The following is a 25388-nucleotide window of genomic DNA, read 5'->3' as shown; positions in this document are numbered from 1 at the left end:
TCGCATTTTGCTTTGGACATTATGGAGGACTCATGACTCAAAACGTTCCAGTGGTGACAATTGACGGGCCTAGTGGTTCTGGTAAGGGCACTTTATGCCAAAAGCTAGCTCAGCATTATCAATGGCAACTTCTGGATAGCGGAGCCATTTATCGAGTCTTGGCTTTAGCTGCTTTGCATCATGAAGTAGCTTTAGACAATGAAGAAGCGTTAAGTCTTTTAGCTGCTCACCTTGATGTGCGATTTGAAGCTAAAGAAGGCAATACTTTAGTCATTTTGGAAGGGGAAGATGTTTCCCTGGAAATTCGTAAAGAAACAGCTGGCAATGCCGCTTCTAAAGTTGCTGCATTTCCGCGAGTGCGTGAAGCCTTATTACGACGCCAGCGCGCGTTTCGAGAAGAGCCTGGCTTGATTGCCGATGGGCGAGATATGGGAACGGTAGTTTTTGTTGACGCTCCGGCGAAGATCTTTTTAGATGCAAGCGCAGCAGAACGGGCGCAGCGACGCTATAATCAGTTGCAAGAAAAAGGCTTTAGTGTTAGTTTTGACCACCTTTTGAGCGAAATTGAAGAACGTGACCACCGTGATAGAAATCGTAGTGTAGCGCCTTTAGTTCCTGCTCAAGATGCGTTAGTTATTGATTCTACATCACTTTCTATTGAAGAAGTGGTGAAAATGTCGATAGAGTATATCGACAGTAAATTAACCCAGTAATCTCTGGGATTTGGCGCACCTATACCAAGGATGAATTAGGTGTTTATTATTAACCCCATTTAGCCGGATTGCTAAGTGGACGTTCTTATATGTGTAATTAAATAATGACTGAATCTTTTGCTCAACTCTTTGAAGAGTCACTTCAAGACCTAGAATTCCGTTCTGGTTCGATTGTTAAAGGTACTGTAGTAGGTATCGAAAACGGTATGGTACTAGTAGACGCTGGCCTTAAGTCAGAATCTGCTATCCCTGCAGAACAGTTCAAAAACTCTGCTGGCGAACTAGAAATTGAAGTAGGCGCGCAAGTAGACGTAGCGTTAGACGCTGTAGAAGATGGTTTCGGTGAAACTGTTCTTTCTCGCGAAAAAGCGAAACGTCACGAAGCGTGGATCCAACTTGAAAGTGCTTACGAAGAGCAAGCAACGGTTGTTGGTATCATTAACGGTAAAGTTAAAGGTGGCTTTACAGTTGAAGTTAACACCATCCGTGCATTCTTGCCTGGTTCACTAGTTGACGTTCGCCCTGTGCGCGATACTGCTCACCTAGAAGGTAAAGAGCTTGAATTTAAAGTTATCAAACTAGATCAAAAACGTAACAACGTAGTTGTTTCTCGTCGTGCTGTTATCGAAACTGAAAACAGTGTTGAACGTGATCAACTTCTTGAGAACCTACAAGAAGGTCAAGAAGTTAAAGGTATCGTTAAGAACCTTACTGACTACGGTGCATTCGTTGATCTTGGCGGTGTTGACGGTCTTCTACACATCACTGACATGGCTTGGAAACGCGTTAAGCACCCAAGCGAAATTGTTAATGTTGGCGACGAAATCAACGTTAAAGTACTTAAGTTTGACCGTGAGCGCACTCGTGTATCTCTAGGTCTTAAGCAGCTGGGTGAAGATCCATGGGTAGCAATTGCTAACCGTTACCCAGAAGGTGCTCGTCTTGAAGGTCGCGTAACTAACCTAACTGACTACGGTTGTTTTGTTGAAATCGAAGACGGTGTTGAAGGTCTAGTTCACGTTTCTGAAATGGATTGGACTAACAAAAACATCCACCCATCTAAAGTTGTTAACGTGGGTGACCTTGTTGAAGTTATGGTATTGGATATCGACGAAGAACGTCGTCGTATCTCACTTGGTTTGAAACAGTGTAAAGTTAACCCATGGGAGCTATTCGCTAGCACTCATGATAAGAACGACAAAGTTTCAGGTAAGATCAAGTCTATCACTGACTTCGGTATCTTCATCGGCCTAGACGGCGGTATTGACGGTCTTGTTCACCTATCTGACATCTCTTGGGATGCTCAAGGTGAAGAAGCGGTTCGCGACTTTAAGAAAGGCGACGAAATCGAAGCTGTTGTACTGCAAGTTGACGCAGAACGTGAGCGCATTAGCCTAGGTGTTAAACAGCTTGCTGAAGATCCGTTCAACAACTACCTAGCTGACCTTAAGAAAGGTGCTTTAGTTAACGGTACTGTTACTGAAGTTGATGCTAAAGGTGCAACTGTTGAACTAGCAAGTGGCGTTGAAGGTTACTTACGTGCTGGCGATGTTAGCCGTGACCGTGTTGAAGATGCATCACTTGTTCTTTCTGTTGGCGACCAACTTGAAGCTAAGTTCGTTGGTGTTGACCGTAAGAACCGTGTAATCAGCCTTTCTATCCGTGCTAAAGATGAAGCGGACGAGAAAGAAGCAATGGCCACTCTGAACAAGAAAGAAGACGCTCAGATTGGTAACGCTATGGCTGATGCATTCAAATCTGCACTTAAAGGCGAATAATCTTTAAATCTTTTTTTAGATTTATGTGATTGAATATTGGGGGGGACTTGTTCCCCCCCATTTCTTTATCTACACTGGTATTAGTTCCCTTTATCAATGGCTTGGAGAATCCATGACTAAATCTGATTTGATTGAAATACTCGCTAGTAAACATATTCAATTTACCAGTAAAGAAATTGAGTCGGCAATTAAAGAAATTCTTGAGCAAATGACCTGTTCATTACAGGAAGGCGATAGAATTGAAATTCGTGGTTTTGGTAGTTTTTCACTGCACTTCCGTGCACCCCGAGTGGGCCGAAATCCTAAAACAGGTGAAAAGGTAGAGTTGTCTGGGAAGCATGTTCCCCACTTTAAACCTGGTAAAGAGTTGCGAGAGCGCGTAAACGCTGGCCTATAGTATTGTTTCTTTTACAATTAGGTGATCTTGGCTGGTTAAATTAACGTGATTGCTGCATAATTTCCCTAGCTTTTGTTTGGCTCTGGGAGGTTATGTGAAAGCAATATTCTCAACGCTGTTATTAGTTGTACTGTTCGTTACTGCACTTGCTGTGGGCGCGCAAAATGATGAAGTAGTAAGTGTCAATTATCTTATTGCTGAATCGGATATGCGCTTGTCATGGCTTATGGCTGGTTTGTTCATAGCTGGCTTTATTACTTGTCTTTTATTTTTGTTGGCTTTTTATACTCGTATTCGTTTTGAAAGCGCTGGCTTGAAGCGTCGATTGGCTAAGCAGCAAAAACAACTAAATAAGTTGCAAGACGAGACGGTCAAGGATAGTTAATGCTAGGCTTGTTGTTTTTGTTGTTACCAGTAGCTGCCGCTTATGGATGGTACATGGGGCAGCGCAGCGTTAGGCAAAATCAGCAACAGCAAGCAAATCACGTATCTAAGCAATACGTAGAAGGCTTAAACCTCCTTCTATCTAATCAATCTGATAAAGCTGTAGATCTGTTTGTAGAGCTGCTACAAGTAGATTCAGAAACCATTGATACCCATCTCGCACTCGGAAATTTATTTAGACAGCGTGGTGAAGTTGACCGAGCTATTCGAATTCACCAAAACTTGATTGCCCGTGAAGGCATCGACATCGACCAAAAGAACCTCGCTCTACAACAATTATCAAAAGATTATTTAGCCGCAGGCTTATTTGATAGAGCAGAAGCTTTGCTCATTGAGTTGCAAGAAGAGCCAGATTACCGCCAGTTAGCCTTAAAACAATTACTCAGCATCTATCAGCAAACTCGAGAATGGCCGCAAGCGATTGCTGTGGCCAAAAAAATAGACCCTAAAGAACTGAGTGATGTTAATCGTCAAATTGCGCATTTTTATTGCGAGCAAGCGCAAGAGTTAGAAACTGCTGGGAAGCTTTCAAAAAGCCAAGCTTTACTCAAAAAAGCGCTTAGCGCAGACAAAAAGTGTGTGCGAGCTAGTTTGCATTTAGCCCAAATTCAAAATGCAGAAGGCGATTATAAAGCAGCACTTAAAAATTTAAATAAGATCCCAGAGCAAGATATCGACTTTGCCTCCGATGCTTTATCTCTATACAAAACCTGTAGTGATAATTTGGCAAAGCCCGAGTACTATCAGCAGTTTTTAGAGTACTGCTTATCAATAAAAAGTATTGCTAGCGTAGCGGTAGAGCTTTCGATTATTTATCGGGAGGCGCACGGCGCAGAGCAAGCTCAGGATTTGTTGGTAGATGAGCTGAAACGCAACCCTACCATGAAAGGATTTCATCACTTAATGGGCCTTCATCTCGCTTCTGCTGAAGAAGGTCAAGCTAAACAAAGCCTGCAAGTTTTGCGTGGCTTAGTTACCCAACAATTAAAGATTAAACCTCACTATCAGTGTCGACGCTGTGGCTTTTCATCTCATTCTATATATTGGCATTGTCCATCATGTAAGAGTTGGGGCACAGTTAAACCAATAGTGGGATTAGACGGAGAGTAGAAACAATGCAAGACCCAAAGGTATTAGTTGCCCTCGATTATGCAGATATCGATCAATGTATGGCATTTGTAGAGCAATTAGAGCCGGGCTCATGTCGTCTTAAAGTGGGTAAAGAAATGTTCACTTTGTTCGGCCCTCAGTTGGTAAAGGAGCTTCACAACAAAGGCTTTGAAGTATTCTTAGACCTAAAATTTCATGATATCCCTAACACAGTGGCTAAAGCAGTAGCCGCAGCTGCGGAGTTAGGTGTATGGATGGTTAACGTGCATGCCAGCGGTGGCCGTAGAATGATGGAAGCGGCAAAAGCTGCGTTAGAACCTTATGGTGATAAACGACCTAAGTTGATCGCAGTAACTGTGTTAACCAGTATGGACCAATCTGATTTATTAGAACTGGGTACTGAGCTTAGCCCAATGCAGCAAGTAGAGCGTTTGGCAACACTTACTAAGCAATCTGGCTTGGATGGGGTGGTGTGCTCAGCTCATGAAGCCAAAATGCTAAAATCGCTACTTGGTGAAGAGTTTGCGCTGGTAACCCCAGGAATTAGACCTACAGGCAGTGCGCAAGGCGATCAACGTAGGATTATGACGCCGGTTGAAGCAGTTACTGCAGGCTCTGATTATTTGGTTATAGGTCGGCCGATTACTCAAGCCGACTCACCTGCAGAGGTACTAAGCAGTATTAACGCAGAGCTAAGTGCTTAGCTTATAGCTTCGCCATAACGGCCACCAAAGCAGCAAAGCGAAGCTAATCCCAAGTACCGCAAATAATAGATGGGCATCGATAGCAACATCGATGCCTATCAAATCCGTTACCCACGGGTCACCGCCGTATAATTGCTCCATGAGTAGCTTCGCACTTAAGCCTGTCAGTATGATGGCACCGACGCGTTTCTTGTCGGTGAATAAATCAGCCATTGCCGCGTAGGCTATTAAGCCATGGATTAAGCCCGAGAGTCCTACATACTCATCATATTTAGCAAACCATAATAGCCCACCGCCTACTAGACATAAGCTAATGCTAATCAACATGAAGTGCTGATTAGATAATCGGTCATCAAAAACAAAATACACCAGCACCAAGGTTGCAACATTCATTAGCCAATGAATAAGGTTATTGTGGCTTAAGTTACCCGACACAATGCGCCAATACTCTCCTTGACTAATTAGCTGTTTGTTCCAACTCATTAGTTCGGTATGTGCAAGAAAAAACCACGAGCAGCTTATTACAATAAGCAGGAACCAAAATCGGTTCACAAAATATTTGAGCATGTTTATTCGTAGCTTAGAGGGTCTGTAACAGCATTTAGTTTAAAGGCTTCTAGACGTTCTTGGCAGGCTCCACATTTGCCGCAGGCTTGCTCGCGTCCGTTATAACAGGTCCATGTTTTACCGTAGTCTAAACCCATGGCTAAGCCATCGCTTAATATGTCTATTTTCGATTGCTCTAGATAGGGACTAATGACTTCTACGGCCTCGTAGTTAGCTATTAGGCTTACGTCATTCATCTTCTTCACAAACTCTGGGCGACAATCGGGGTAGATTGCATGGTCGCCAGAATGCGCGCCATAGAATACTTTCTTAGCACCTATAGACACGGCGTAGCCGATAGCCAGCGATAGCAAAATCATATTACGGTTTGGTACAACCGTTGATTTCATCGATTCTTCTTGGTAATCACCTTCCGGAATATCAATGTCAGAAGTGAGTGAGGAGCCTGCAAGCAGCTGATTGATTGCAGTGATATCTACGATTTTATGTTCGATACCAAGCTCTTCAGTTACCTTTTGAGCATATTCCAGTTCTTTAACATGGCGTTGACCGTAGTTGAAGCTAAGAGCATAAGGTTGTAGGCCCAATTGCAAGGTTTTATGGAGAACAGTGAACGAGTCCATTCCACCTGAATAAATCACTACCGCTTTTTCTTTCATTATTTGCTCTTTAAAATATGTTTTAATACTGCCTTAGATTTTCGCTTATTATGATCTGGGATACAAATGGCATCTCTTGCTTTACCTGTTAATGAAGTGTTTGAAACCATCCAAGGGGAGGGGTTTCATACTGGTGTTCCCTCAATATTTGTTCGTTTACAGGGCTGTGATGTTGGTTGTTCTTGGTGCGATACCAAACATACCTGGCAAGTTTTAGAATCTGACCGTGTGCAACCCGAGCTAATTATTGGCGCCAGCGGAGACTCTGCTCGTTGGGCAATGCTCACACCTAATCAACTCCTAGAGCAGTTCAAAACTCGCTATCAGGCGAAACATATTGTTATTACCGGTGGTGAGCCGTGTATCTACGATTTACATGAGCTTACCAATGTCTTAATTGCAGCGGGTTATTCAGTGCAAATTGAAACCAGCGGCACCTATCCAGTAAACGCCGCAGCCAAAGCATGGGTAACGGTTTCTCCAAAGGTTGATATGAAAGGCGGTAAGGTGGTTATTGAACAAGCCTTACACCGAGCGAATGAAATTAAACACCCAGTAGCCCGTGAGCGAGACTTAACTAATTTAAAAAGTTTATTAACTGGTATGACTAGTAACTTAGATGTATTGGTGTGTTTGCAACCCATTAGTCAACAGCAAAGAGCTACCGAGTTATGTATTCAAGCTTGTATTGAAAATAATTGGCGCTTGTCTTTACAAACGCATAAGTTTATTGGAATTGAATAGCAGCTCCTATAGAGCTAGCCAAATATATTATCTTATAAAGGATTATTATGACTATTTTAGTTACGGGTGGAGCAGGTTATATAGGTAGCCACACAGTAGTTGAATTATTAAACCAAGGCGAAGAAGTGGTTATTGTAGATAACCTTTGTAATTCTCATGCTGCATCAATCGAAAGAATTGAGAAAATTTGCCAAAAGCGCCCTACATTTTATCAGGTAGATATTCGGGATAAATCAGAGTTAAACACGGTATTTTCTAAGCATAAGTTTAAATCTGTTATTCATTTTGCGGGTTTAAAAGCAGTTGGCGAATCGACAACTATTCCTCTACATTATTATCAAAATAATGTCTCTGGAACTTTAACCTTATGTGAAGTAATGGCTGAGCATAAGGTTAAAAACTTAGTCTTTAGCTCTTCTGCTACTGTATATGGTGACCCGCACACAGTACCTATTTTGGAGAACTTTCCTACTGGTGCTACCAATCCTTATGGGCGCTCTAAGTTAATTGTAGAAGAGATGCTGACTGATCTATATAAATCTGATGATAGCTGGAACATAGCTTTACTGCGTTATTTCAACCCTGTTGGAGCGCATAAGTCAGGCTTAATTGGTGAAGATCCAAACGGTATTCCAAATAATCTAGTACCTTACATTACCCAGGTGGCTGTAGGGCGTTTAGCTGAGTTAAGTGTATTTGGCGATGACTACGATACCACAGATGGTACGGGAGTTCGTGACTACATTCACGTAGTGGATTTGGCAAAAGGCCACTTAAAAGCGCTAAACAAACTTGATGCTAAGGCTGGGTTGGTTACTTACAACCTAGGAACTGGTCAAGGTTATAGCGTACTAGAAATGGTTGCTGCGTTTGAAAAGGTATCGGGACAATCAATTGCTTATAAAATAGCACCTCGTCGCCCAGGTGATATTGCTGCATGTTATTCAGATCCTAGCTTAGCTAAACAGGAATTATCTTGGCAGGCTGAATTAAGTTTGGATGATATGGCTGAAGACTCTTGGCGCTGGCAACAAGGCAATCCAAATGGTTTTGCCTCTTAATATTGCTGGAATAAAAAAGGAGCCTTAAAGCTCCTTTTTTAATTTAGATGATAACTAGATAAGAAAATCTTCTTTAGTTTTGCCTTCATTTTTAATTGCACGTTGGATCGGAGAAGGTGTTCTTCCTTGGCCTGTCCAGGTTTTTTCTTCGCCATTTTCATCAACAAACTTGTATTTAGCTGGCAGTGGTTGACGTTTCTTTCGCTCTTTTACTGGCGCGTCACCAATCATCGATAGTAATTCACTTGGGTCGATACCATCTTGTTCGAGTAATGCTTTATATTTCTCTAGCTTCTCGCGTTTTTCTTGCTGTTGTTTCTCTTCTTCAGCTTGTTGTGCGAAGCGTTCATCTAAAATGACTTTAAGTTTATTGTAGCTATCTTCTAATTGCTCAATTGATAATTCTTTTGTAGCAGCTTTAAGACTTCTTGCGTTTAAAAATACCTTAACGAAATCGCTCATGTTAATCCTATCTATTTATTAGTATTGGTTAATCTATTACAAAATATTAATTACTAAATAAAACTTGTCAATAAACTAAACTTAAATAAACAGTATTAGTTGCTACTTTTAGTTTTAGTTGCTTAATGGTTTTGGTTGAATATGCCGCCTTGTTGGGTATAATGCAGCGCTTAACGCTATATTGTAGAGGAGCGCTGGTCAAAAGTAGTGCAGAGTGGGGTGATTCCAATGATTCTGTATGAAAGGGGCCCGCGCCGAAGTAACTAGCACTATCAAGGCTAATTACTGGTGTCGGATTTAATAGATACGACACTGTCATAGTCCAACTATGGAGAGCTACAGAGTGAAAGCCTATCGGCTTCTAGTCACTCAATTTGCTCTCTGAATTTAAAAACAGAGAAAACATGCAAACCATTTCTTATACCGATTCATTTTTATCTATTCTTCCACCGGTGATTGCGCTGTTGGTTGCCTTAGCAACAAGACGCGTAATTATTGCACTTAGCTGCGGCATCATCACGGGTGCTTTGTTACTCAGTAACTTTTCTTTTGTAGATTCTGGCATTTATTTGTCACAGCTTGCTGCTGGCTTAGCGTGGGATGACGGTGCGCCTAACTGGTGGAATCTGCAAATTATTATCTTCCTGCTGCTGCTAGGCGCCATGACTAGCTTAATGACTGCTACTGGCGCAACCACAGCCTTTGCAGAATGGGCTAAGCAACGGATTAAGACCAAGCGTCATGCTACCGTTACCACTGCCTTGTTAAGCTTTGTGGTGTTTGTCGATGACTATTTCCACAGTTTAGCGGTGGGTAGCGTTGCGCGTCCGCTTACTGACCAAGTAGGGGTATCGCGCGCCAAGCTCGCTTACTTGCTTGACTCAACGGCTGCGCCAATGTGTGTACTGATGCCATTATCGAGTTGGGGGGCTTATATTATTGCCTTAGTAGGTGGTTTGTTGGTTACTCACAATATCACTGACATCACACCGCTGGCGGCGTTTGCCACCATGATCCCACTAAACTTTTACGCTGTGTTTGCTTTGCTAATGGCCTTAGTGGTTGCTTATTTCAATATTAATATTGGTCCAATGAAGCAGCATGAGAGAAACGCTGAGAAGGGGCAATTGTTTGATGAGAGCAAGGGTATCCCTGCAGGTAGTGTGAATCATGACTTTGAAGCCGATAACGGCTCACCGCTTGGTTTAGTACTGCCTATCGCTATTTTAACCTTGGTGACATTTGCTAGCTTTGTGGTTACAGGCGCTACGGCATTAGAAGAAGGGCAAGCCTTTAGCTTGTTAGCCGCATTAGAGAATACCGATGTGACCCTGTCTTTGGTCACCGGTGGCGTAATAGGCCTATTGGTGAGCGTGGGTTTTGCGTTTAAGCAACAGCTTAGCTTGTCTCAGCTTGCTCATGCCATTTGGGTGGGTATTAAGGCTATGAGCCCAGCCATTCTTATTTTGGTGTTTGCTTGGTCTATTAGTGGCGTAATCGGCGATATGGAAACCGGCAAGTACCTAGCTTCTAAATTAGATGGCGCGATTAGCCCAGCTATTTTGCCAGTGTTAGTATTTGTATTAGCGGGTTTAATGGCCTTCTCTACTGGTACTAGCTGGGGCACGTTTGGCATTATGTTGCCAATTGCTGCCGATATGTCAGTAGCCAGTGATGTGAGCTTAATACTGCCTATGTTGTCTGCAGTATTAGCGGGTGCGGTATTTGGTGATCATTGTTCGCCTATCTCCGATACCACTATTTTGTCATCTACCGGCGCAGCTTGTCACCACATTGACCACGTAGCCACGCAGCTCCCTTACGCTTTGTTAGTCGCCAAAATAAGCATTAGCTGTTACTTGGTAATGGGAATGACCGGAAGTGTGATCGCTTCACTTGCCGTTGGTTTGTTATTGTTTGCCATTACTATCGCAACTTTGTACCATCGCCAGCAAAATTCAGCTTTGGCACTAAACAGTAAATAAACAAGGAACTGCGCTGTAAATGGCTTCACTACATTTTAAATATGCCGCTATGAATTCTGGAAAATCAACCCAACTTATTCAAGCTCATTTTAATTATCAAGAGCGCGGTATGAATCCTTTGGCGCTGATCCCTGCAATGGATACCCGCGATGGTGTGGGTACCATTAAAGCTCGAGTAGGTTTGTCCTTAGAGGCTGAAACCTTTTGTGCAGAGCAGGACTTGTTTGAATTGGTAAGCTCTAAAAATCAGCAAAACAAACAAGATGTCGTTATTGTGGATGAAGGGCAGTTTTTGCGTAAAGACCAAGTGTATCAACTGGCTAGAGTAGTTGACGACTTGCACATACCGGTAATGGTTTATGGTTTAAAAACAGATTTTATGGGGGAGCTATTTGAAGGTGCTTACCATTTACTGTGTTTAGCCGATAAGCTCGAAGAGCTTAAAACCATTTGTTGGTGTGGCAATAAAGGCCACTTTAATGCTCGTATTGACCAACATGGTCAGGTAGTGAGTGAAGGGCAGCAAATTGAAATTGGTGGCAACGAACGATATGTATCGCTATGCCGTAAGCACTTTATTCAAGGCAATGCAGGCGAGCATTAATCTTTAGTTAGTTTATTAAGAGCGTCGTTACAGCGGCGCTCTGCTGATTTTAACTCCATTAACACCACTTGAATATCTTCTAACTGCTGCAATAAACTCAACTTTCTTAGTTTAATACTGTCAATTAATCCTGTTACCTCTTTGCTACTGCTTAGCTTGGCGTCATATAAATCGAACAGCTCTTTTATCTCTTTTAAAGAAAAGCCTAATCGTTTGCCGCGTAAAATGAGTTTGAGTCGAAGTTTGTCGTGTTTGGAATAAAGCCGCTTAGTGCCATCGCGAACAGGCTGTAATAGGCCTTGGTCTTCGTAGAAGCGAATGCTGCGAGTGCTTATGGTAAATTCTTGGGCTAGTTCGCTAATTGAATAGGGGGTAGGGGTATTTACCATGGCTGCCCTCAGTACGTGTGGTTGAATAACTGAAGCGTGGGTGAAACTTAAGCTTAGGTCAAGCAACCGGCGTGTTGCCGGTTGCTCTTCAAGACTTAAAAGCTGTGGTTGTATTGAATAGCGGCAATGTACGCATCACCTTTCGATACAAACTCAACCCCTTCCTCGTTAAACGCCCCTTCTTTACCTTGAATGTAAGTAAAGCCGGTATCAATACTGCCTTTCTCACTTAAATGGTAAGTAAAGCCAATGCCGTAGTTGTAGCGGTCGTTGTCGGGAATACTGATGGTTTTATGGGTGCGAGAAGGACTTTGGTCAAAGGCCATACCTGCACGTAATTCCCAGGCAGGGTTTAGGTACCAAGTTCCACCAAAAGAAACGCGGTAAGAGTTACTAAACTGCTCTTGTTTGTTTAGTACGCTGCCAATGCCTTCTGAGGTGGCGTCAATTTCTTGGAAGGTACTCCAGCCAGTCCAAACATAGCTGTAGTGAACGGCAAAGGCATCATTTAAGCGGTTGTAACCAGATACTTCAAAAATGTCTGGCAGGTTAAGGGTCAGCTCGCCACCAATGGTTTGTCCGCCGGTTCCGTAAGGGTTATCACTTAGCCCTTCAGGAATGTCTGAGTGGTAGTCACCTTTAAATTTAAGGTCCACTTTTGAGCGGTAGCTAATACCGAAGCGGTGATCTTCATTTACTTCCCACATACCGCCGATGTTCCAACCAAAACCCCAGCCGTCACCTTCTAAAGAGGCGGCTGTGCCGCTTGGTGGAAATGGACCGCCAGTACCAAAGTTACGTACTAGCTTAGCAGTACCGTAAACGGCGTTTACACCAGCACCAACGCTAAATTGGTCATTGATGCGGTACGACACGTTTGGATTTAGGTTTAAGGTAATTAACTCTGTTTGGCCAGCAAGGGCTCCAGCAGCGTAATCTTCTGGATAATCTGTAGATAAACCAAAGTTTGAGAACATGCCAACACCCCAGGCCCACTTGTCATTAAGTGGTTGGATGAAATAGCCAGCCGGTACTGCTGCACCAGGCACTACATCGTTATTGGTTAAGGCTTGGTCTATTGAATCTACGCCTGTATTACCTCTAACGTAAACGTCAGGCGCGATATAACTTAAAGCACCCGATACCGCAATAGTGTCGAACATCGACATTGCAGCAGGGTTACGTGCCATAACGGCAGCGTTGTCGGCAATAGCAGCTTCACCCGCAAACGAGCGGCCTAGCCCCGAAGCAGAGTGTTCCACTAGTTGAAAACCGGCTGCGTTTACATGAGCGGCAGTAAATGTAGCTGACGCGGCAAGAAGCGCGAGTGGTAATTTCCTTATTTTCATCGTTCCCTCTCTAATTACGGGGTTAAACGTTTAGTTATGTATGGGTCTTAGTAAGAGCGCTGACCTCTGACCAGATTAAGAGTAAATAAAATAATTGTTAAGTGTTTGTTAATGCTTTATGTCAAAAGTTGGAGCTGCTGCACAAAAGTTAAACACTTGTTTAATCTTGGTGAGCTAAGAAATATAAATGATTGTTTCGAAACATCAAGCGGGATTGTTGAGCTTTATTGCTAGTTCACAAACAAAAAAATCAACCCCCATTGATAAGACAATAGGAGTTGACTTTATTTTAATTAAATCAGATAGATTGATTTAAATCTGCGGTGAGCGTATCAAGTGCTTTTTCAATAGGTTCGTTACGTTCACCTACCACGACAAGGTTGGCATTAGATAGTTTAGAAACCATCCCGTGCATCTTTTTATCGGCAAAGCTTTCAACCGCTTGCAACTCGGTGGATTTAGGCACTACAAACACATTTATATTTGAGCCCATTTTTCCTTTCATAATCATATGAAAAGCTGGCGCACCTGCATAAGCACAGTGGTTAACATACACAACCTCGCCAGGAAGTTGGTCAAAGCTTGCACCATAACGGGCTAACTTAGCATTAATTGTTTGCAGGCTTGGCTGTTCATCAACACCGCTGGTATAAGGCATTTCGTGATAAACATGTTCTAAAGCTACTTGGCCCATATTTACTTGCCCGGTAGGCAGTTGCCAATTAACTAAGCTAAAACTTAAACCCACTACAAAGGCAATGGATGCAGCCATAGCAATATGTACTCGAGTTTTGCGGCGGTATTCCAGTTGTGAATCGTCGAAGCTTTGGCTTAGTATTAGTCGCTCTGCAAGCGCGTCTGGCACATCTACGTTTAGTGCTTGCTCTAACTTGCACTCAAACTGCTGCATCTCGTCATACAGTTTTTTATTTTTAGGTGTGCGCGTTGCTTCCTGTATAAGCGTATCGCTACGCTCTCGAGGATTGGTATACAACTGACGGCGAAATTCTAGCTCATCCATTGCTTTGTCCTCGTTCTTGGTCATTATCTAGGGCTTCTTTGAGCTGATTTCTTGCTCTAAAAAGCCGTGTCATTACTGTGTTTTTATTTAGCTCTAACATATCGGCAATCTCATCACCGCTAAATCCACCTATCACTTGGAGTAGCAGCGGTTCTTTATATTCAGGTGCCAGCTTATCTATTTGGCGGCGTAACCATTCATTTTCAATTTGTTGCTCGGTAGATGTAGCGTTTACATCGGCAACTGAATGATCCTCGATATCCACCAAGTTAAACTGTTTTCGCTCGAAGCGACGGGCGTTTTCTCGGCGAAGAATGGTAATTAACCACGCTTTGGCTGCCTTTTCATCTTTAAGGCTGTCGAGTGAACGCCAAGCTCTAAGAAAGGTCTCTTGAACTATGTCTTCGGCGATATGCTTATCCTTTACTAGCCAGTAGGCGTAACGGTAAACATCCTTATTGTAAGCCTGTACTAAGGCTTCATAACGTTTTTGTTTTGCTTCCATATCCGACATGACCGAGTCGGTTTGGTTTTTCTTTCGAAAAAAATCAACAACCATGTAATTTCCTAGATAAAACGTCGAAGGCTAATCTGTTATGATACGCATCAAAGAGACCTTATTTGGTCTATGGTACACACTATACACCTGATTTCGCTTTGGTTTAGATTGAAGAGTTATAACTAAGGCCTGTTGTAAATGAAAGGAAAATAGATGAAAACTAAGTTAGAAGAATCTAAAACTTGTTGTTGTGTTGATGTTGGTGCGGTTATCGACGGCGAAGAATGTACAGCACAAGTTGAAGAAGTGTTTGCCGAGCAACAACAAGCCGAAGCCCGATTAAACGCTTTAGTAGACAAAGCTCGTAAGGCAGAGTCTGATCCTTGTGAGATTAGCAGCGAAGTTACCGCTGTTGAAGGCGGGTTTAAACTGGCTGCTTCGTTTACTTTTTGCTGCCAAGCAGAAAGCCTAATCTTTCAATTAGGCTTAAACCGCTAAGCGGTGTTTTTATATTAAGGATTGAGCGAGGAGAGCCCTTCTTCTCGCTCTTTTTTTCCTTGGCCTTGTTTCTTTAAGGCTTGGCATTGCTGGAAAAACGCGAGTAAATCAAAGTCTGTTTTATCATCGCTCGCCCAGTTCGCGGCGCTAATTTCTTTATGCAGAGCGGCAAAGCTGCTAGTTAGCTGCTGTTTATTTATCCACTTAGCTAAGGCTTGTTCAGCTTGCAGCTTTTGGCCCGCTTTACAGGCCGCAGCAAACTGTGTCCAATAGTCATCATCTAAATCTACTGCGCTAGCATTTGGCGCTAGTTGAGCCTCTTGCTTGGCATTGCTTTTTTTACGTTTTATCACCCAAACCAACAACGCAAGGGTCATTATCCATGCAAGGGCGAAAAACCAAGTCCACAATGAGGTGCTAGGTTTTTCTTGCACTTCAGGGAGAACTTGTTGATTGCTCGGTAATGATTGCAACTGCTGATTTACCGGAGCTGCCACTACGGTAATGGTTCGCGGTGCTATATCGGCACTGGCTTGTTGATCTTTGCTTAAATCCCACCAAGGTAGTGACCAGCCAGGAAGAGTCAGTTCGCCTTCGTTTACTGGTATCAGTGCAACATTTAAACTGCGTTGCGCAAACACTATTCCATCTTTAACTATGGTGCGGTCTTGGTACGCTTCTGGGTAAACCCGAAAATCTTCTCCGTAATTAATATCAATTTCCGGCAGTTGATCTTCGGTTATTCCAGCAACGGTTAAGTTGATAATACGGGTAAAAGCTTGGCCTTGCTGATAGTCACTTTGCAGTGGTTGAATTTCTTCATATAGCAATAGGTCATTGGAAGGCAGCCACGTACCTGGAAAACTTGCCGGTGGCGCTTTTACTTCTAAAGACAAGGTTTGCGCGGCAATGTCTACCGGCCTTGCTCGGCGGTTGATGTCGTTGGCTAGGCCGCTTAAACGTGGCCCTTTTACTTCAAATTCACCGGCCTTTTCAGGGGTGACTAACCAGTGACGGGTAAGGGTGCGATAACGTTTGCCATCAATTATCTCTAAATCTTGCTTGTCGTCACCTAGCTTTTCTATTTTGGCGCCGAGCATGCTGGGCGCGATAATATTGGCTTGGTCTAGGCTATTTGCTACCCAAATCTTGGCGGTATAGGTTACAGGCTGGCCAATGTAAACCTGAGCATTATCCAAGCTTACTTCCATACGTACCTGGTCTTTACTTGGCTCTATGGCTGCAATGGTTTTGGCTTTAAGTTGAATTGGCGTTGTATTTTGCCCACCAATATTAAAACTAGGGATAAGGTAATTACCTTCTTCGCGCACCAATAGGGTAGTGGTCCAGCGAGTTTGGGTAGATGATTCACCATTAATGCTGGTGTGTTGGCGGCTAGTTGAAGTACTGCCTACTACAAACTTTTGCCTTAACAACACCGATGAGTCAAATTCACTGGCCGCCAAGGTATCGTCGGCCACAATTTCTAGCGTGAAGGCTTGGCCAACTGCCACAGGATTTTGACTAACCGAAGCGGTAACTTTAGTCGTGGCATAAGCATTAAAGCTAAGTAAAAGAATAAAAAATACACTAAGCGCTTTCACTTACCAGTTCTCCTGATTACTAGGCTGACGACGTCGTTTTTGATATTCAAGGTACATTTTATTGCGAAGCAACAAACTTGGGTCATTGGGTAGATCCTCGAGCCATTTCTGTAACTCTTCTTGGTCACTCGGTTCACCTTGCGAGTTATTGGCTTGCGCGCTTTGCTCAGGCTCTTGTTCTTCATTTGACTGTTCTTCGCTGGCTTGCGCCTGTTGTTGCTGTTCAGACTCTTGCTCTTGCTCGGACTGTTGCTCAGAAGGCGATTGTTGGTCTTGATTCTCTTCTGCTTGGGAATCGTCCTGCTGTTGGTCACCTTGTTGTTGAGACGAGTCCGACTCTGATTGCTGATCTGAATCGCTAGAATCTTGCTGCTCTGACTGTTGCTGGTTTTGCTGCTGTTGTTCTAACAGCTCTTCAACTAATTTCTTATTATGTTGAGCGGCAGGGAAGTCATTTTGTAACTCTAAGGCTTGCTCATAGGCTTCTATCGCTTGTTGATAATCACCAAGTTGAGCATGAGCATTTCCTTGGTTAAACCACCCATTGGCACTGCTATCTTGAGCAAACAGCGCTTGCGCCTCTTGATAGTTACCAGCTTTGTATAAAGCTGAGGCTTTCCAACTTGGGTCGGTAAACAGCTCAGCAGCTTCGCCATAGCGTTCTTCTTCAAAAGCTTGTTGTGCTTGTTGGGCTTGATTTGTCCACACCGAGTTAGCCAGAGCGGGCTTTGGTAGGGCAAAAATGCTAACACATAAACTAACTAGCAATAGCTCTGCGCGGCGCACGCTATTTAGTAGCATCAATAAAATAAAAGGCAGCAGATAAAAGCCAATATCTTTTCTCACCTGCGCTTGTTGGTTGCTTTGTTGTTCGCTATCAAAACTGCGGCTACGTAAGGAGCTCAGTTTCTCAATATCGCTATTATCAGCACTAATTAGCTGGCAAATACCGCCGGTGTTTTGGCAAAGTGGCAGAAAGTTATCTGCTTCTAGCTTAGCAATAACAATGCTGCCATATTGGTCTTTTAGCATGCTGCCATCTTCTAGAGGAATGGGCGCTCCTTCTTCGGTGCCTAAGGCCAACATAGAAAAACGTAAATTATGTTGTTGCAAGCTACTTAAGCTTAACTGCATTTGCTGTTCAGTGAGCCCGTCTCCAATCACTACTACATCGCCTTGCGCGTAGCCGGCTTGTTTGATTAGCTCGGCAGCTTGTTCAATAGCAAGGTTAAGGGCTGAACCGTGAGCTGGCATTAACTCTGGTTTTAGGTGGGGAACCAGGTTGGCGAGTGTATTGGTATCACTACTTAAGGGGCTAAGTACAAATGCATCTCCTGCATAAGCAATAAGTGCGGTTTCACCATCTTTCCATTGCTCGAGTAAATCTAGTGCTTTGTACTTTGCCAGTTCCACTCTATCAGGTTTTACATCCCGCGCTCGCATCGAATAAGACATGTCCATGATTAGCACACGGGCAGAACCTTCGCGGTATAGTGGTACGTTGTCACTAATAATGCTTGGGCCACTTAAGGCGATTAGAATCAGAGCCAGTAAGCTGGTTAAAGACCATTGGGAGCGTTTGCTTTGTTTTGGAGAATCTACCAAATATTTAGCAATGCCTGGGCTAAGCAGTTTGCTCCAAGCAGATTGTTCGCGCTGCTGCTTTTTAAACAACAGCAGTAATAAAAGTGGGCTAAGCAATAGCCATTCTGGACGCAATAAGCTTATATCAAACATTGCTTGCCTCCTGATTAAAACGGCGCATTAGCATCGGGCTGGCTAAACTAGCCACTAATAGCAAGGTTGCTAACGCCAAGGGCCAATAATACAACTCGTATTGTGGGCGGTAGAACTGCTGAGCCTCTGAGATTGGATTTAAAGCATTTATCTCTTGGTAGATTTTCGAAAGATCTTCGGTGCTGCGAGCTCGGTAATATTGACCACCAGTCATTTCAGCTATTTTTATCAACGCGCCTTCGTCGAGATCTTGCGAAGGATTTATCTTACGTGCGCCAAATAAAGTTTGTTGGTAAAGCTCGTCGGCGCCCACACCAATGGTGTAAATCACCACTTGATTCTTGGCTGCCATCTCTGCGGCTTGCATCGGGTCAACCGAGCCAGAAGTATTTTGGCCATCGGTAAGTAGAATAAGGATCCGCTGCTCTGCTGGGTGGTTCATTAGTTGTTTAATACCTAGACCGATGCCTTCACCAATAGCGGTTCTGTCGCCAACTAAACCGTGTACTAGCTCTTTTACTTGAATTAGCAAGCTGTCTAAATCAAAGCTTAGTGGGCTGGCTAAATAGGCATGGTCGGCAAATAAAATCATGCCTAAACGGTCGCCGCGGCGTTGTTCAATAAATTCGCTAAGCAAAAACTTAAGGGCTGTTAGCCGGTCTACCGCTTCACCATCAAGTTGCATATCTTTGATTTGCATACTGCCCGACATATCAACCGATAATAATAAATCGCGGCCTTGCTCATTTAAGCCTTGGACTTCATCGTCTAGCCATACTGGACGTGCTAAAGCAGTAATGCACAAAATCCAAACTAACCATTTAAGGCCAATTTTTAGTGGGCTATTGGTTTTTTCCAAAGCAGCTTGCTGTTGGGTAAAAGGCAAACTGCTGTTTAATAATACTTCGCTTTGTTGTTGCTTGGCTTGGCTGAATTTTTCTACCAACCAAAGCACAGGAACAAGCACAAATACGTAAGGCCAGACAAACTCAAACATCGCGGCCTCCCTTATTTTTGCCATTCAAGTGTTGTTTGGTGTTTTGCTGATTCCTGCCAAAGCCAAATAAGCTGGCCATACTTAGCGGCGGTCTTAGCTGTTTAATCCACTGTTCGCCAAGTTGAATACATTGCTGGGCAGAATCCGATGGGGTAGCTGAGTACAAGGCTTGCTGCCAAGCATCTTGTAGCTCTGAGAATGCAGCTTGGTTTTTTCGTGAAGTACTGTCTAAAAAGGCTAACCATGCTTGACCATTTAGCGAAGCGACTTGTTGACGTGGGTAATAACTCAAGGCCAAGCGCTTCATTAATACGTTGAGTTCTGCCAAGGTGGCTGGTTGTTGCTTGAGCTTAAGTAATGCTTCACGTCGAGGTTTATCTAAATACCAAAAACGCCAAGCTGCAAATAGCAGTAAGCTAAGTGAAAGTATGACCAGTACACCAAGTAGCCACCAACCAATGGCGGGGAGGGCGGTTTCGTAAGTTGTGGGTAAAATGATGTCTTTTAAATCAACTAGAGGATTAGTTTGCTCAGGCATAGTCCTGCCACTCTAAGGCTGTTGAAAAATGCTGATGAGGAATGCGAGCTTGTTGCAGCATTTGCTCAATCTGTTGTTGGCGCTGATTAGCCAAACGCTTAAATTGTTGCCTAAATGCTTTGTTATCTGGCTGCAAATATCCCTCGCGGTTGCCATTGCTTACTTGCAGTTGCATTGCGGTATGCGCTTTGGGCAGTTGTTGCTCTAAAGGATCGCTAATTTGCCAAGCAAACACTTGGTTATGGCTAGCTAAGCGCTGTAAATGCAAGGAGGCTGCTTTGTCAAAATGGTAAAAGTCGCTAATTAAATGCACTTGGTAGCCGGTTTTGACTAACTGGCATAAAGTCTCAAGATTGTGAGTTGGCGACGAGCCCTGCAGTTGCTGCTCACTTAATGCGGCAAACTGTTGATTGTGCACATCAACAATGCTTTGTAGCTGAGCTAACCAATGGGTTTTACTGGCTGCTGGTTTCTGGTTGTGGGCTTGCTCACCTAAGTGCAGAGTTAAGGCCACGCGCTCACCTAGTTGTTGGGCATTCCAGCCTAAACAGGCCGCCAGCTCACTCGCGAAAACCGACTTAAGTTTGTCACCGCTGCCAAAATACATGGAGTGTGATAAATCAAGAAAGATAAACACCGGATGCTCGCGGTCTTCTCGAAACAATTTGGTATGGGTTTTACCGGTGCGCGCCGTTACTCGCCAGTCGATGCAACGAATGTCATCTCCTGGTTGATAATGACGCACTTCGTCAAACTCCATGCCTCGTCCTCGAACTTTGCTTAAGCGATTCCCATGACGGCTACTACTCACTTGGCGCCAGGGAGGCATATTTAAGTGAATAGCACGCGCTTCAATCAACTGTTCAATCTGTAAACTTACCGGCGATTGGCGACTAATGGTATCCATTAGGCAAAGGCCACCAATTCAAGTAAACGTTGGATAACCGCATCGGCTTGAATCCCTTTGGCTTGCGCTTGGTAGCTAAGCAATAAGCGATGGCGTAATACTGGATAAGCTAATTGTTGAATATCTTCCGGGCTAACAAAATCTCGACCGTCGAGCCAAGCTTTAGCGCGAGCGGCGCGGGCTAATGAAATGCTGGCGCGTGGGCTTGCACCAAACTCTAACCACTGACTAAATTCGTCGGTGTAGCGCTCTGGTTGGCGAGTAGCCACCACTAAATCAACAATGTATTGGTTAAGCTGAGGTGCGATGTGAACTTCCATAATCGCTCGGCGCAGGGCAAATAGCTTTTGTTGAGTGAGCGGTTCAGGCTGACGTAAGTGCACTTGCTTGGCTTCACGTTCAGTAAGTTGCAGAATCTTGAGTTCGTTTTCTGCATCAGGGTAGTTCAAACACAGCTTAAACATAAAGCGGTCTAGTTGCGCTTCTGGAAGTGGGTAAGTACCTTCTTGCTCAATGGGGTTTTGAGTAGCCATTACCATAAACAGTTTGGGCAGTTTATAGCTGTTGCTACCTACCGTGATTTGCTGCTCGGCCATGGCTTCAAGTAAAGCCGATTGCACTTTAGCAGGGGCACGGTTAATTTCGTCCGCCAATACTAAGTTGTGAAAAATAGGCCCTTTCTGAAAGCTAAAGCTGGCAGTCTCTGGGTGAAACACATCGGTACCGGTTAAATCTGCAGGTAATAAGTCTGGGGTGAACTGGACTCGATGAAAATCACCTTCTATACATTCCGATAGTGCTTTTACCGCTCGGGTCTTAGCAAGGCCTGGAGGTCCCTCCACTAATATGTGCCCGTCGGCCAATAAAGCGATAAGTAATTGATTAATAAATTCAGTTTGGCCAACTATGCTTTGGTTAAGGTAATCTCTAATGGCCGATAGTGTGTTGTTACTCATTTGATCCTCTGAATTGTTCATCGCATGCGGATGATAAAACACTCTTCAGTTAGGCTCAAAAAATTTCCTTTAAATTTGACGGCTTACTACTAGTTTTAATCGCTTGTTTGAATTATGTGAAGAAATGGTTAATATAAAGCTTATGAGGTCTGACCTCTTAACTCGTTAAGGATAAATTGAATGCACCAACAACAATCTTTACAAACGGCGAATGGCGCACGCATAGCAGTAGTTGCGGGTTTGCGTACTCCATTTGCGCGTCAAGCCACAGCCTATCATGATGTTCCAGCCGTAGATCTTGGGAAAATGGTGGTTAATGAATTAATTAAGCGTGTAGATCTAGACGTGAAAGAGATTCAACAACTGGTATTTGGTCAAGTAGTACAAATGCCTGCAGCGCCAAACATTGCCCGTGAAATTGTTTTGGGTACTCCATTAGATGTGTCTACTGACGCATATAGTGTTTCTAGGGCTTGTGCGACTAGTTTTCAGGCAACGGTTAACGTAGTTGAGTCCATTATGGCTGGCACAATTGATTGTGGTATTGCTGGTGGTGCAGATTCATCTTCAGTGTTACCTATTGGAGTGAGCAAAAAGCTAGCTCGCAGTTTACTTGAGCTATCTAAAGCCCGCAGTGCAGGGCAGCGTTGGAACATTATTAAAAAGCTAAGAATTAAAGACTTAGCGCCAGTTCCTCCTGCAGTTGCTGAGTATTCAACCGGTATTTCAATGGGACAAACTGCTGAGCAAATGGCTAAAACGCACGGTATAAAACGTGCCGACCAAGACAAGTTAGCCGCGCGTTCACACCGCTTAGCGCATCAGGCTTGGGAAGAAGGTAAGTTGGACGACGAAGTAATGACCGCTTACCCCGAGCCTTTTAAAACCTCTATTAGCCGTGACAATAATGTGCGCGGTGACTCAAGTGAAGAGAAACTGGCCAAACTAAAACCCGTATTCGACCGCAAGCATGGTTCGGTAACTGCAGCTAACGCTACTCCGCTTACCGATGGAGCCGCCGCGGTGTTACTTATGCGAGAAGATAAAGCCAAAGAGCAAGGTTTACCTATTTTAGGTTACATAAAGAGTTATGCCTTTGCTGGCATCGATGTGTGGGAAGACATGTTAATGGGGCCTTCTTACGCAACCCCAATTGCTTTAGACCGCGCAGGTATTAGTTTGCAAGACTTAGACTTAATTGAAATGCACGAAGCCTTTGCCGCTCAAACGCTAGCGAACGTTAAAATGTTTGCCAGTGACGAATTTGCTAAGTCTATTGGCCGAGAGAAAGCCTTGGGTGAAATTGACATGGAGAAGTTTAACGTAATGGGTAGCTCAATTGCTTATGGTCACCCCTTTGCCGCCACTGGTGCGCGAATGATTACGCAAATGCTTAACGAGCTTCGTCGTCGCGGTGGTGGTTTAGGTTTAACCACTGCCTGTGCGGCAGGTGGTTTGGGCGCGGCAATGGTTTTGGAGGTTGAATAATGGAACAGCAAACTTTCACCTTAACGATTGAAGAGAATATTGCGCTGCTAAAAATTGATGTACATGGTGAAACCATGAACACCTTAAAAGCCGAATTTGGCCCCGAGCTGGATGCCATATTGGATGACCTAGCTTCTCAGTCTCAACTTACTGGTATGGTGGTGTATAGCGGAAAGGCTGATTCGTTTATCGCCGGCGCTGATATTGGCATGTTGGACAGTTGTGATACTGCCGCCGATGCGCAAAAGCTCTCACAAGACGGACACAAAGTTTTCGCCCGCTTAGCTAAGCTACCGTTTCCGGTTATCGCTGCTATTCATGGACCGTGCTTAGGTGGCGGCTTAGAAGTCGCCTTAGCTTGTGATTATCGAGTATGTAGTAACGACGATAAAACCAGCCTAGGCTTGCCTGAAGTGCAACTTGGTCTGTTACCCGGTGGCGGTGGTACTCAACGCTTACCAAAGCTGGTTGGTATTCAAAAAGCTTTAGAGATGATGCTTACTGGCAAACAGTTACGCCCCAAGCAAGCCCTAAAAAGTGGCTTAGTGGATGAAATGGTACCAAACAGCGTACTGCTAGATGTTGCTAAGAAGTATGCTGGTAAAGCTAAACGTAAACCAAAACCTAAACTAAGTAGCATTTCAAAGTTATTGGAAGGTAACCCAGTTGGTCGTAATGTGTTGTTTTCTCAGGTAACTAAGCAAACCATGAGCAAAACGCGTGGCAATTACCCAGCGCCTAACGAGATTATTGCCTGTGTTAAAGCTGGGATTGAGAAAAATACCGAGGCCGCTTATCAAGAAGAAGCCAAGCGTTTTGCTGACTTAGTGAAAAGCCCTGAGTCAGCAGCGTTGCGCGGCTTGTTTTTTGCGTCGAATGAACTGAAAAAAGAAAGCTTGTTTGAAGGTGTGTCGCCACAAAGAATTAATCAAGTTGCTGTTTTAGGTGGTGGTTTAATGGGAGCGGGCATTGCTTTTGTGTCGGCGACCAAAGCTAAAGCACAAGTTCGTATTAAAGATATTAGCGAAAAAGGTGTGTTAGGCGGCCTAAATTACGCCTATAAGTTGTTAGATAAAAAGCGTAAACGCCGGTTTATCACTAATGCCCAGTTGCAGCAGCAAATGAACAACATTACCGGCGGAACAGATTTTGTTGGCATGCAAAATAGCCAAATTGTGGTGGAAGCAGTATTTGAAGATTTAGCGCTTAAGCAACAAATGGTGGCTGATATTGAAGCCAATTGTAATCAAAAAACGATTTTTGCCAGCAATACTTCTTCATTGCCTATTGGGCAAATAGCGGCTAAAGCTGAGCGCCCAGAGCAAGTGATTGGCTTGCATTACTTTAGTCCAGTAGAAAAAATGCCGTTGGCTGAAATTATTCCGCATGCTGGCACTAATGAGCAAACCATTGCCGATACGGTAGAGTTTGCTCGTAAACAAGGGAAGACTGCAATTGTAGTGAAAGATGGTGCAGGCTTTTACGTAAACCGTATTCTTGCGCCTTACATGAATGAAGCCGCCATGTTGTTGCTAGAAGGGCAGAGCATTGAACATTTAGATAAAACGCTACTAGATTATGGCTTCCCAGTTGGCCCAATGACCTTGCTTGACGAAGTAGGCATTGATGTAGGCTCTAAAATTGCTCCGATTCTCGAAGCTGAGCTAGGTGAGCGTTTTAAAGCGCCAGATGCATTTGCCAAACTTATCGATGATAAGCGCTTAGGTAAGAAAAACGGTCGAGGTTTCTATCTCTACGGCAAAGGTAAAAAAGCCAAAGCCAAGCAAGTTGACGAAAAGGTGTACTCGGTACTGGGTGTTAAACCCAAAACCTCACTCGATGCAGCTACCTTGTCTAAGCGTTGTGTTTATATGATGCTTAATGAAGCAGCGCGCTGTTTAGATGAAGGGGTTATACACAGTGCACGAGATGGTGATTTAGGTGCTATTTTCGGTATTGGCTTCCCACCTTTCTTAGGTGGACCATTCCGCGCTATGGATAGCATTGGTATTGCTAACTTGGTGAAAGAGCTTCAGGCGATGGAATCAAGCTACGGTGAGCGTTTTAAACCTTGCGAAGCCTTGGTTGCAATGGCTGATAAAGGCCAAAGCTATTACCCTTAAATTGTAAAGTAAGCATAACAAAAGCCAAGGTGAATAATTCTCCTTGGCTTTAGT

At 43.8% G+C, this 25388-nt stretch carries 26 protein-coding genes and 1 riboswitch; of the genes, 13 read left to right on the top strand and 13 right to left on the bottom strand.

Going from position 1 to position 25388, the window contains the following annotated elements; all coding sequences use genetic code 11:
- Positions 1-32 precede the first annotated feature (32 nt).
- The 6 genes from cmk to pyrF all read left to right on the top strand — a co-directional run bounded on the left by cmk (position 33) and on the right by pyrF (position 5146).
- The gene (cmk, locus tag ACYFDN_RS01760) at positions 33-713 is read left to right on the top strand and encodes a (d)CMP kinase (RefSeq protein WP_472591225.1); all 681 of its coding nucleotides are present in this window, start codon (positions 33-35) and stop codon (positions 711-713) included.
- 104 nt (positions 714-817) lie between these two features.
- On the top strand, positions 818-2491 hold the full coding sequence (rpsA, locus tag ACYFDN_RS01755; protein ID WP_016403457.1) for a 30S ribosomal protein S1: 1674 nt from the start codon (positions 818-820) through the stop codon (positions 2489-2491).
- 112 nt (positions 2492-2603) lie between these two features.
- On the top strand, positions 2604-2888 hold the full coding sequence (locus ACYFDN_RS01750; protein ID WP_016403456.1) for an integration host factor subunit beta: 285 nt from the start codon (positions 2604-2606) through the stop codon (positions 2886-2888).
- Positions 2889-2982: 94 nt separating this feature from the next.
- Entirely contained in the window at positions 2983-3273 is a 291-nt protein-coding gene (locus ACYFDN_RS01745; RefSeq protein ID WP_483509795.1) for a LapA family protein, read from the top strand.
- Positions 3273-4442, top strand: a complete 1170-nt coding sequence (lapB, locus tag ACYFDN_RS01740) for a lipopolysaccharide assembly protein LapB (protein WP_483509794.1) — start codon at positions 3273-3275, stop codon at positions 4440-4442. The genes ACYFDN_RS01745 and lapB overlap by 1 nt, the downstream gene beginning before the upstream one ends.
- A gap of 5 nt (positions 4443-4447) precedes the next feature.
- Complete coding sequence (pyrF, locus tag ACYFDN_RS01735) at positions 4448-5146, top strand: orotidine-5'-phosphate decarboxylase (protein WP_483509793.1); 699 nt, start codon at positions 4448-4450, stop codon at positions 5144-5146.
- Here the strand turns inward: pyrF and rrtA are convergent.
- Together rrtA and queC are read right to left on the bottom strand one after the other, a co-directional pair.
- On the bottom strand, positions 5135-5629 hold the full coding sequence (rrtA, locus tag ACYFDN_RS01730) for a rhombosortase (RefSeq protein ID WP_338625672.1): 495 nt from the start codon (positions 5627-5629) through the stop codon (positions 5135-5137). The two genes, pyrF and rrtA, sit on opposite strands and share 12 nt — an antisense overlap.
- A gap of 86 nt (positions 5630-5715) precedes the next feature.
- Positions 5716-6372, bottom strand: coding sequence for a 7-cyano-7-deazaguanine synthase QueC (queC, locus tag ACYFDN_RS01725; protein WP_220721095.1), 657 nt, complete (start codon positions 6370-6372; stop codon positions 5716-5718).
- A gap of 66 nt (positions 6373-6438) precedes the next feature.
- On the opposite strand from queC, the gene queE reads away from it, so the two are divergent.
- Together queE and galE are read left to right on the top strand one after the other, a co-directional pair.
- Positions 6439-7116 carry a 7-carboxy-7-deazaguanine synthase QueE gene (gene queE, locus ACYFDN_RS01720; protein ID WP_483509792.1) on the top strand — a complete coding sequence of 226 codons (678 nt, stop codon included), beginning with the start codon at positions 6439-6441 and terminating at the stop codon, positions 7114-7116.
- Between the two features lie 47 nt (positions 7117-7163).
- Positions 7164-8177, top strand: coding sequence for a UDP-glucose 4-epimerase GalE (galE, locus tag ACYFDN_RS01715; RefSeq protein WP_472591219.1), 1014 nt, complete (start codon positions 7164-7166; stop codon positions 8175-8177).
- A gap of 54 nt (positions 8178-8231) precedes the next feature.
- On the opposite strand, the gene ACYFDN_RS01710 is transcribed toward galE, so the two are convergent.
- The gene (locus ACYFDN_RS01710; protein WP_016403448.1) at positions 8232-8639 is read right to left on the bottom strand and encodes an H-NS family histone-like protein; all 408 of its coding nucleotides are present in this window, start codon (positions 8637-8639) and stop codon (positions 8232-8234) included.
- Between the two features lie 176 nt (positions 8640-8815).
- Positions 8816-8986: riboswitch (Lysine riboswitch) on the top strand.
- 57 nt (positions 8987-9043) lie between these two features.
- Between ACYFDN_RS01710 and ACYFDN_RS01705 the strand changes: the two genes are divergently transcribed.
- On the top strand, positions 9044-10624 hold the full coding sequence (locus ACYFDN_RS01705; RefSeq protein ID WP_483509791.1) for a Na+/H+ antiporter NhaC family protein: 1581 nt from the start codon (positions 9044-9046) through the stop codon (positions 10622-10624).
- 19 nt (positions 10625-10643) lie between these two features.
- Positions 10644-11228 (top strand): thymidine kinase, encoded by a 585-nt coding sequence (locus ACYFDN_RS01700; protein ID WP_483509790.1) that lies wholly within the window; start codon positions 10644-10646, stop codon positions 11226-11228.
- Here the strand turns inward: ACYFDN_RS01700 and ACYFDN_RS01695 are convergent.
- The 4 genes from ACYFDN_RS01695 to ACYFDN_RS01680 all read right to left on the bottom strand — a co-directional run bounded on the left by ACYFDN_RS01695 (position 11225) and on the right by ACYFDN_RS01680 (position 14546).
- Positions 11225-11617 (bottom strand): MerR family transcriptional regulator, encoded by a 393-nt coding sequence (locus ACYFDN_RS01695; RefSeq protein WP_016403445.1) that lies wholly within the window; start codon positions 11615-11617, stop codon positions 11225-11227. The two genes, ACYFDN_RS01700 and ACYFDN_RS01695, sit on opposite strands and share 4 nt — an antisense overlap.
- Positions 11618-11712: 95 nt before the next feature.
- Positions 11713-12966: an outer membrane protein transport protein gene (locus ACYFDN_RS01690; protein ID WP_406611114.1), complete on the bottom strand. Its 1254-nt coding sequence runs from the start codon at positions 12964-12966 to the stop codon at positions 11713-11715.
- Positions 12967-13264: 298 nt separating this feature from the next.
- Complete coding sequence (locus ACYFDN_RS01685; protein WP_084681985.1) at positions 13265-14011, bottom strand: DUF3379 domain-containing protein; 747 nt, start codon at positions 14009-14011, stop codon at positions 13265-13267.
- Entirely contained in the window at positions 13980-14546 is a 567-nt protein-coding gene (locus ACYFDN_RS01680) for a sigma-70 family RNA polymerase sigma factor (protein WP_016403442.1), read from the bottom strand. Before ACYFDN_RS01680 ends, ACYFDN_RS01685 begins: the two co-directional genes overlap by 32 nt.
- 153 nt (positions 14547-14699) lie before the next feature.
- Here ACYFDN_RS01680 and ACYFDN_RS01675 point away from each other — a divergent pair, with 153 nt between their 5' ends.
- Entirely contained in the window at positions 14700-14984 is a 285-nt protein-coding gene (locus ACYFDN_RS01675) for a YfcZ/YiiS family protein (protein ID WP_016403441.1), read from the top strand.
- A 14-nt stretch (positions 14985-14998) separates the two neighbouring features.
- Here ACYFDN_RS01675 and ACYFDN_RS01670 read toward each other — a convergent pair whose 3' ends face one another.
- Genes ACYFDN_RS01670 through ACYFDN_RS01645 form a run of 6 tightly spaced genes read right to left on the bottom strand, consistent with a single transcriptional unit; the run spans position 14999 to position 21723 of the window.
- Entirely contained in the window at positions 14999-16588 is a 1590-nt protein-coding gene (locus tag ACYFDN_RS01670) for a BatD family protein (RefSeq protein ID WP_483509789.1), read from the bottom strand.
- A complete protein-coding gene (locus ACYFDN_RS01665; protein ID WP_483509788.1) occupies positions 16589-18325 on the bottom strand; it encodes a vWA domain-containing protein in 1737 nt (578 codons plus the stop codon). It abuts the gene before it with no gap.
- Complete coding sequence (locus tag ACYFDN_RS01660) at positions 18318-19322, bottom strand: VWA domain-containing protein (protein WP_152781120.1); 1005 nt, start codon at positions 19320-19322, stop codon at positions 18318-18320. Before ACYFDN_RS01660 ends, ACYFDN_RS01665 begins: the two co-directional genes overlap by 8 nt.
- The gene (locus tag ACYFDN_RS01655; RefSeq protein WP_483509787.1) at positions 19315-19860 is read right to left on the bottom strand and encodes a DUF4381 domain-containing protein; all 546 of its coding nucleotides are present in this window, start codon (positions 19858-19860) and stop codon (positions 19315-19317) included. The genes ACYFDN_RS01660 and ACYFDN_RS01655 overlap by 8 nt, the downstream gene beginning before the upstream one ends.
- Entirely contained in the window at positions 19853-20767 is a 915-nt protein-coding gene (locus ACYFDN_RS01650; protein ID WP_483509786.1) for a DUF58 domain-containing protein, read from the bottom strand. Before ACYFDN_RS01650 ends, ACYFDN_RS01655 begins: the two co-directional genes overlap by 8 nt.
- A complete protein-coding gene (locus ACYFDN_RS01645; protein ID WP_016403435.1) occupies positions 20767-21723 on the bottom strand; it encodes an AAA family ATPase in 957 nt (318 codons plus the stop codon). Before ACYFDN_RS01645 ends, ACYFDN_RS01650 begins: the two co-directional genes overlap by 1 nt.
- A gap of 180 nt (positions 21724-21903) precedes the next feature.
- On the opposite strand from ACYFDN_RS01645, the gene fadI reads away from it, so the two are divergent.
- Together fadI and fadJ are read left to right on the top strand one after the other, a co-directional pair.
- Positions 21904-23211, top strand: a complete 1308-nt coding sequence (fadI, locus tag ACYFDN_RS01640; protein WP_483509785.1) for an acetyl-CoA C-acyltransferase FadI — start codon at positions 21904-21906, stop codon at positions 23209-23211.
- Positions 23211-25334 carry a fatty acid oxidation complex subunit alpha FadJ gene (gene fadJ, locus ACYFDN_RS01635; protein WP_483509784.1) on the top strand — a complete coding sequence of 708 codons (2124 nt, stop codon included), beginning with the start codon at positions 23211-23213 and terminating at the stop codon, positions 25332-25334. Before fadI ends, fadJ begins: the two co-directional genes overlap by 1 nt.
- The last annotated feature ends 54 nt before the right edge of the window (positions 25335-25388 follow it).

This window comes from Agarivorans sp. D1326 (genome assembly GCF_056958115.1).
This window is presented reverse-complemented; position numbering and strand designations above follow the sequence as displayed.

Bases quoted from the DNA above. Each gene is read 5' to 3' on its own strand.
- rpsA (WP_016403457.1), top strand. From the start codon at position 818: ATGACTGAATCTTTTGCTCAACTCTTTGAAGAGTCACTTCAAGACCTA.
- ACYFDN_RS01700 (WP_483509790.1), top strand. From the start codon at position 10,644: ATGGCTTCACTACATTTTAAATATGCCGCTATGAATTCTGGAAAATCA.
- ACYFDN_RS01690 (WP_406611114.1), bottom strand. From the start codon at position 12,966: ATGAAAATAAGGAAATTACCACTCGCGCTTCTTGCCGCGTCAGCTACA.
- ACYFDN_RS01655 (WP_483509787.1), bottom strand. From the start codon at position 19,860: ATGCCTGAGCAAACTAATCCTCTAGTTGATTTAAAAGACATCATTTTA.
- ACYFDN_RS01695 (WP_016403445.1), bottom strand. From the start codon at position 11,617: ATGGTAAATACCCCTACCCCCTATTCAATTAGCGAACTAGCCCAAGAA.
- ACYFDN_RS01665 (WP_483509788.1), bottom strand. From the start codon at position 18,325: ATGTTTGATATAAGCTTATTGCGTCCAGAATGGCTATTGCTTAGCCCA.
- lapB (WP_483509794.1), top strand. From the start codon at position 3,273: ATGCTAGGCTTGTTGTTTTTGTTGTTACCAGTAGCTGCCGCTTATGGA.
- fadI (WP_483509785.1), top strand. From the start codon at position 21,904: ATGCACCAACAACAATCTTTACAAACGGCGAATGGCGCACGCATAGCA.
- ACYFDN_RS01680 (WP_016403442.1), bottom strand. From the start codon at position 14,546: ATGGTTGTTGATTTTTTTCGAAAGAAAAACCAAACCGACTCGGTCATG.
- pyrF (WP_483509793.1), top strand. From the start codon at position 4,448: ATGCAAGACCCAAAGGTATTAGTTGCCCTCGATTATGCAGATATCGAT.
- ACYFDN_RS01705 (WP_483509791.1), top strand. From the start codon at position 9,044: ATGCAAACCATTTCTTATACCGATTCATTTTTATCTATTCTTCCACCG.
- ACYFDN_RS01645 (WP_016403435.1), bottom strand. From the start codon at position 21,723: ATGAGTAACAACACACTATCGGCCATTAGAGATTACCTTAACCAAAGC.
- ACYFDN_RS01660 (WP_152781120.1), bottom strand. From the start codon at position 19,322: ATGTTTGAGTTTGTCTGGCCTTACGTATTTGTGCTTGTTCCTGTGCTT.
- galE (WP_472591219.1), top strand. From the start codon at position 7,164: ATGACTATTTTAGTTACGGGTGGAGCAGGTTATATAGGTAGCCACACA.
- ACYFDN_RS01675 (WP_016403441.1), top strand. From the start codon at position 14,700: ATGAAAACTAAGTTAGAAGAATCTAAAACTTGTTGTTGTGTTGATGTT.
- queC (WP_220721095.1), bottom strand. From the start codon at position 6,372: ATGAAAGAAAAAGCGGTAGTGATTTATTCAGGTGGAATGGACTCGTTC.
- ACYFDN_RS01710 (WP_016403448.1), bottom strand. From the start codon at position 8,639: ATGAGCGATTTCGTTAAGGTATTTTTAAACGCAAGAAGTCTTAAAGCT.
- ACYFDN_RS01750 (WP_016403456.1), top strand. From the start codon at position 2,604: ATGACTAAATCTGATTTGATTGAAATACTCGCTAGTAAACATATTCAA.
- ACYFDN_RS01650 (WP_483509786.1), bottom strand. From the start codon at position 20,767: ATGGATACCATTAGTCGCCAATCGCCGGTAAGTTTACAGATTGAACAG.
- cmk (WP_472591225.1), top strand. From the start codon at position 33: ATGACTCAAAACGTTCCAGTGGTGACAATTGACGGGCCTAGTGGTTCT.
- ACYFDN_RS01685 (WP_084681985.1), bottom strand. From the start codon at position 14,011: ATGACCAAGAACGAGGACAAAGCAATGGATGAGCTAGAATTTCGCCGT.
- queE (WP_483509792.1), top strand. From the start codon at position 6,439: ATGGCATCTCTTGCTTTACCTGTTAATGAAGTGTTTGAAACCATCCAA.
- rrtA (WP_338625672.1), bottom strand. From the start codon at position 5,629: ATGAGTTGGAACAAACAGCTAATTAGTCAAGGAGAGTATTGGCGCATT.
- fadJ (WP_483509784.1), top strand. From the start codon at position 23,211: ATGGAACAGCAAACTTTCACCTTAACGATTGAAGAGAATATTGCGCTG.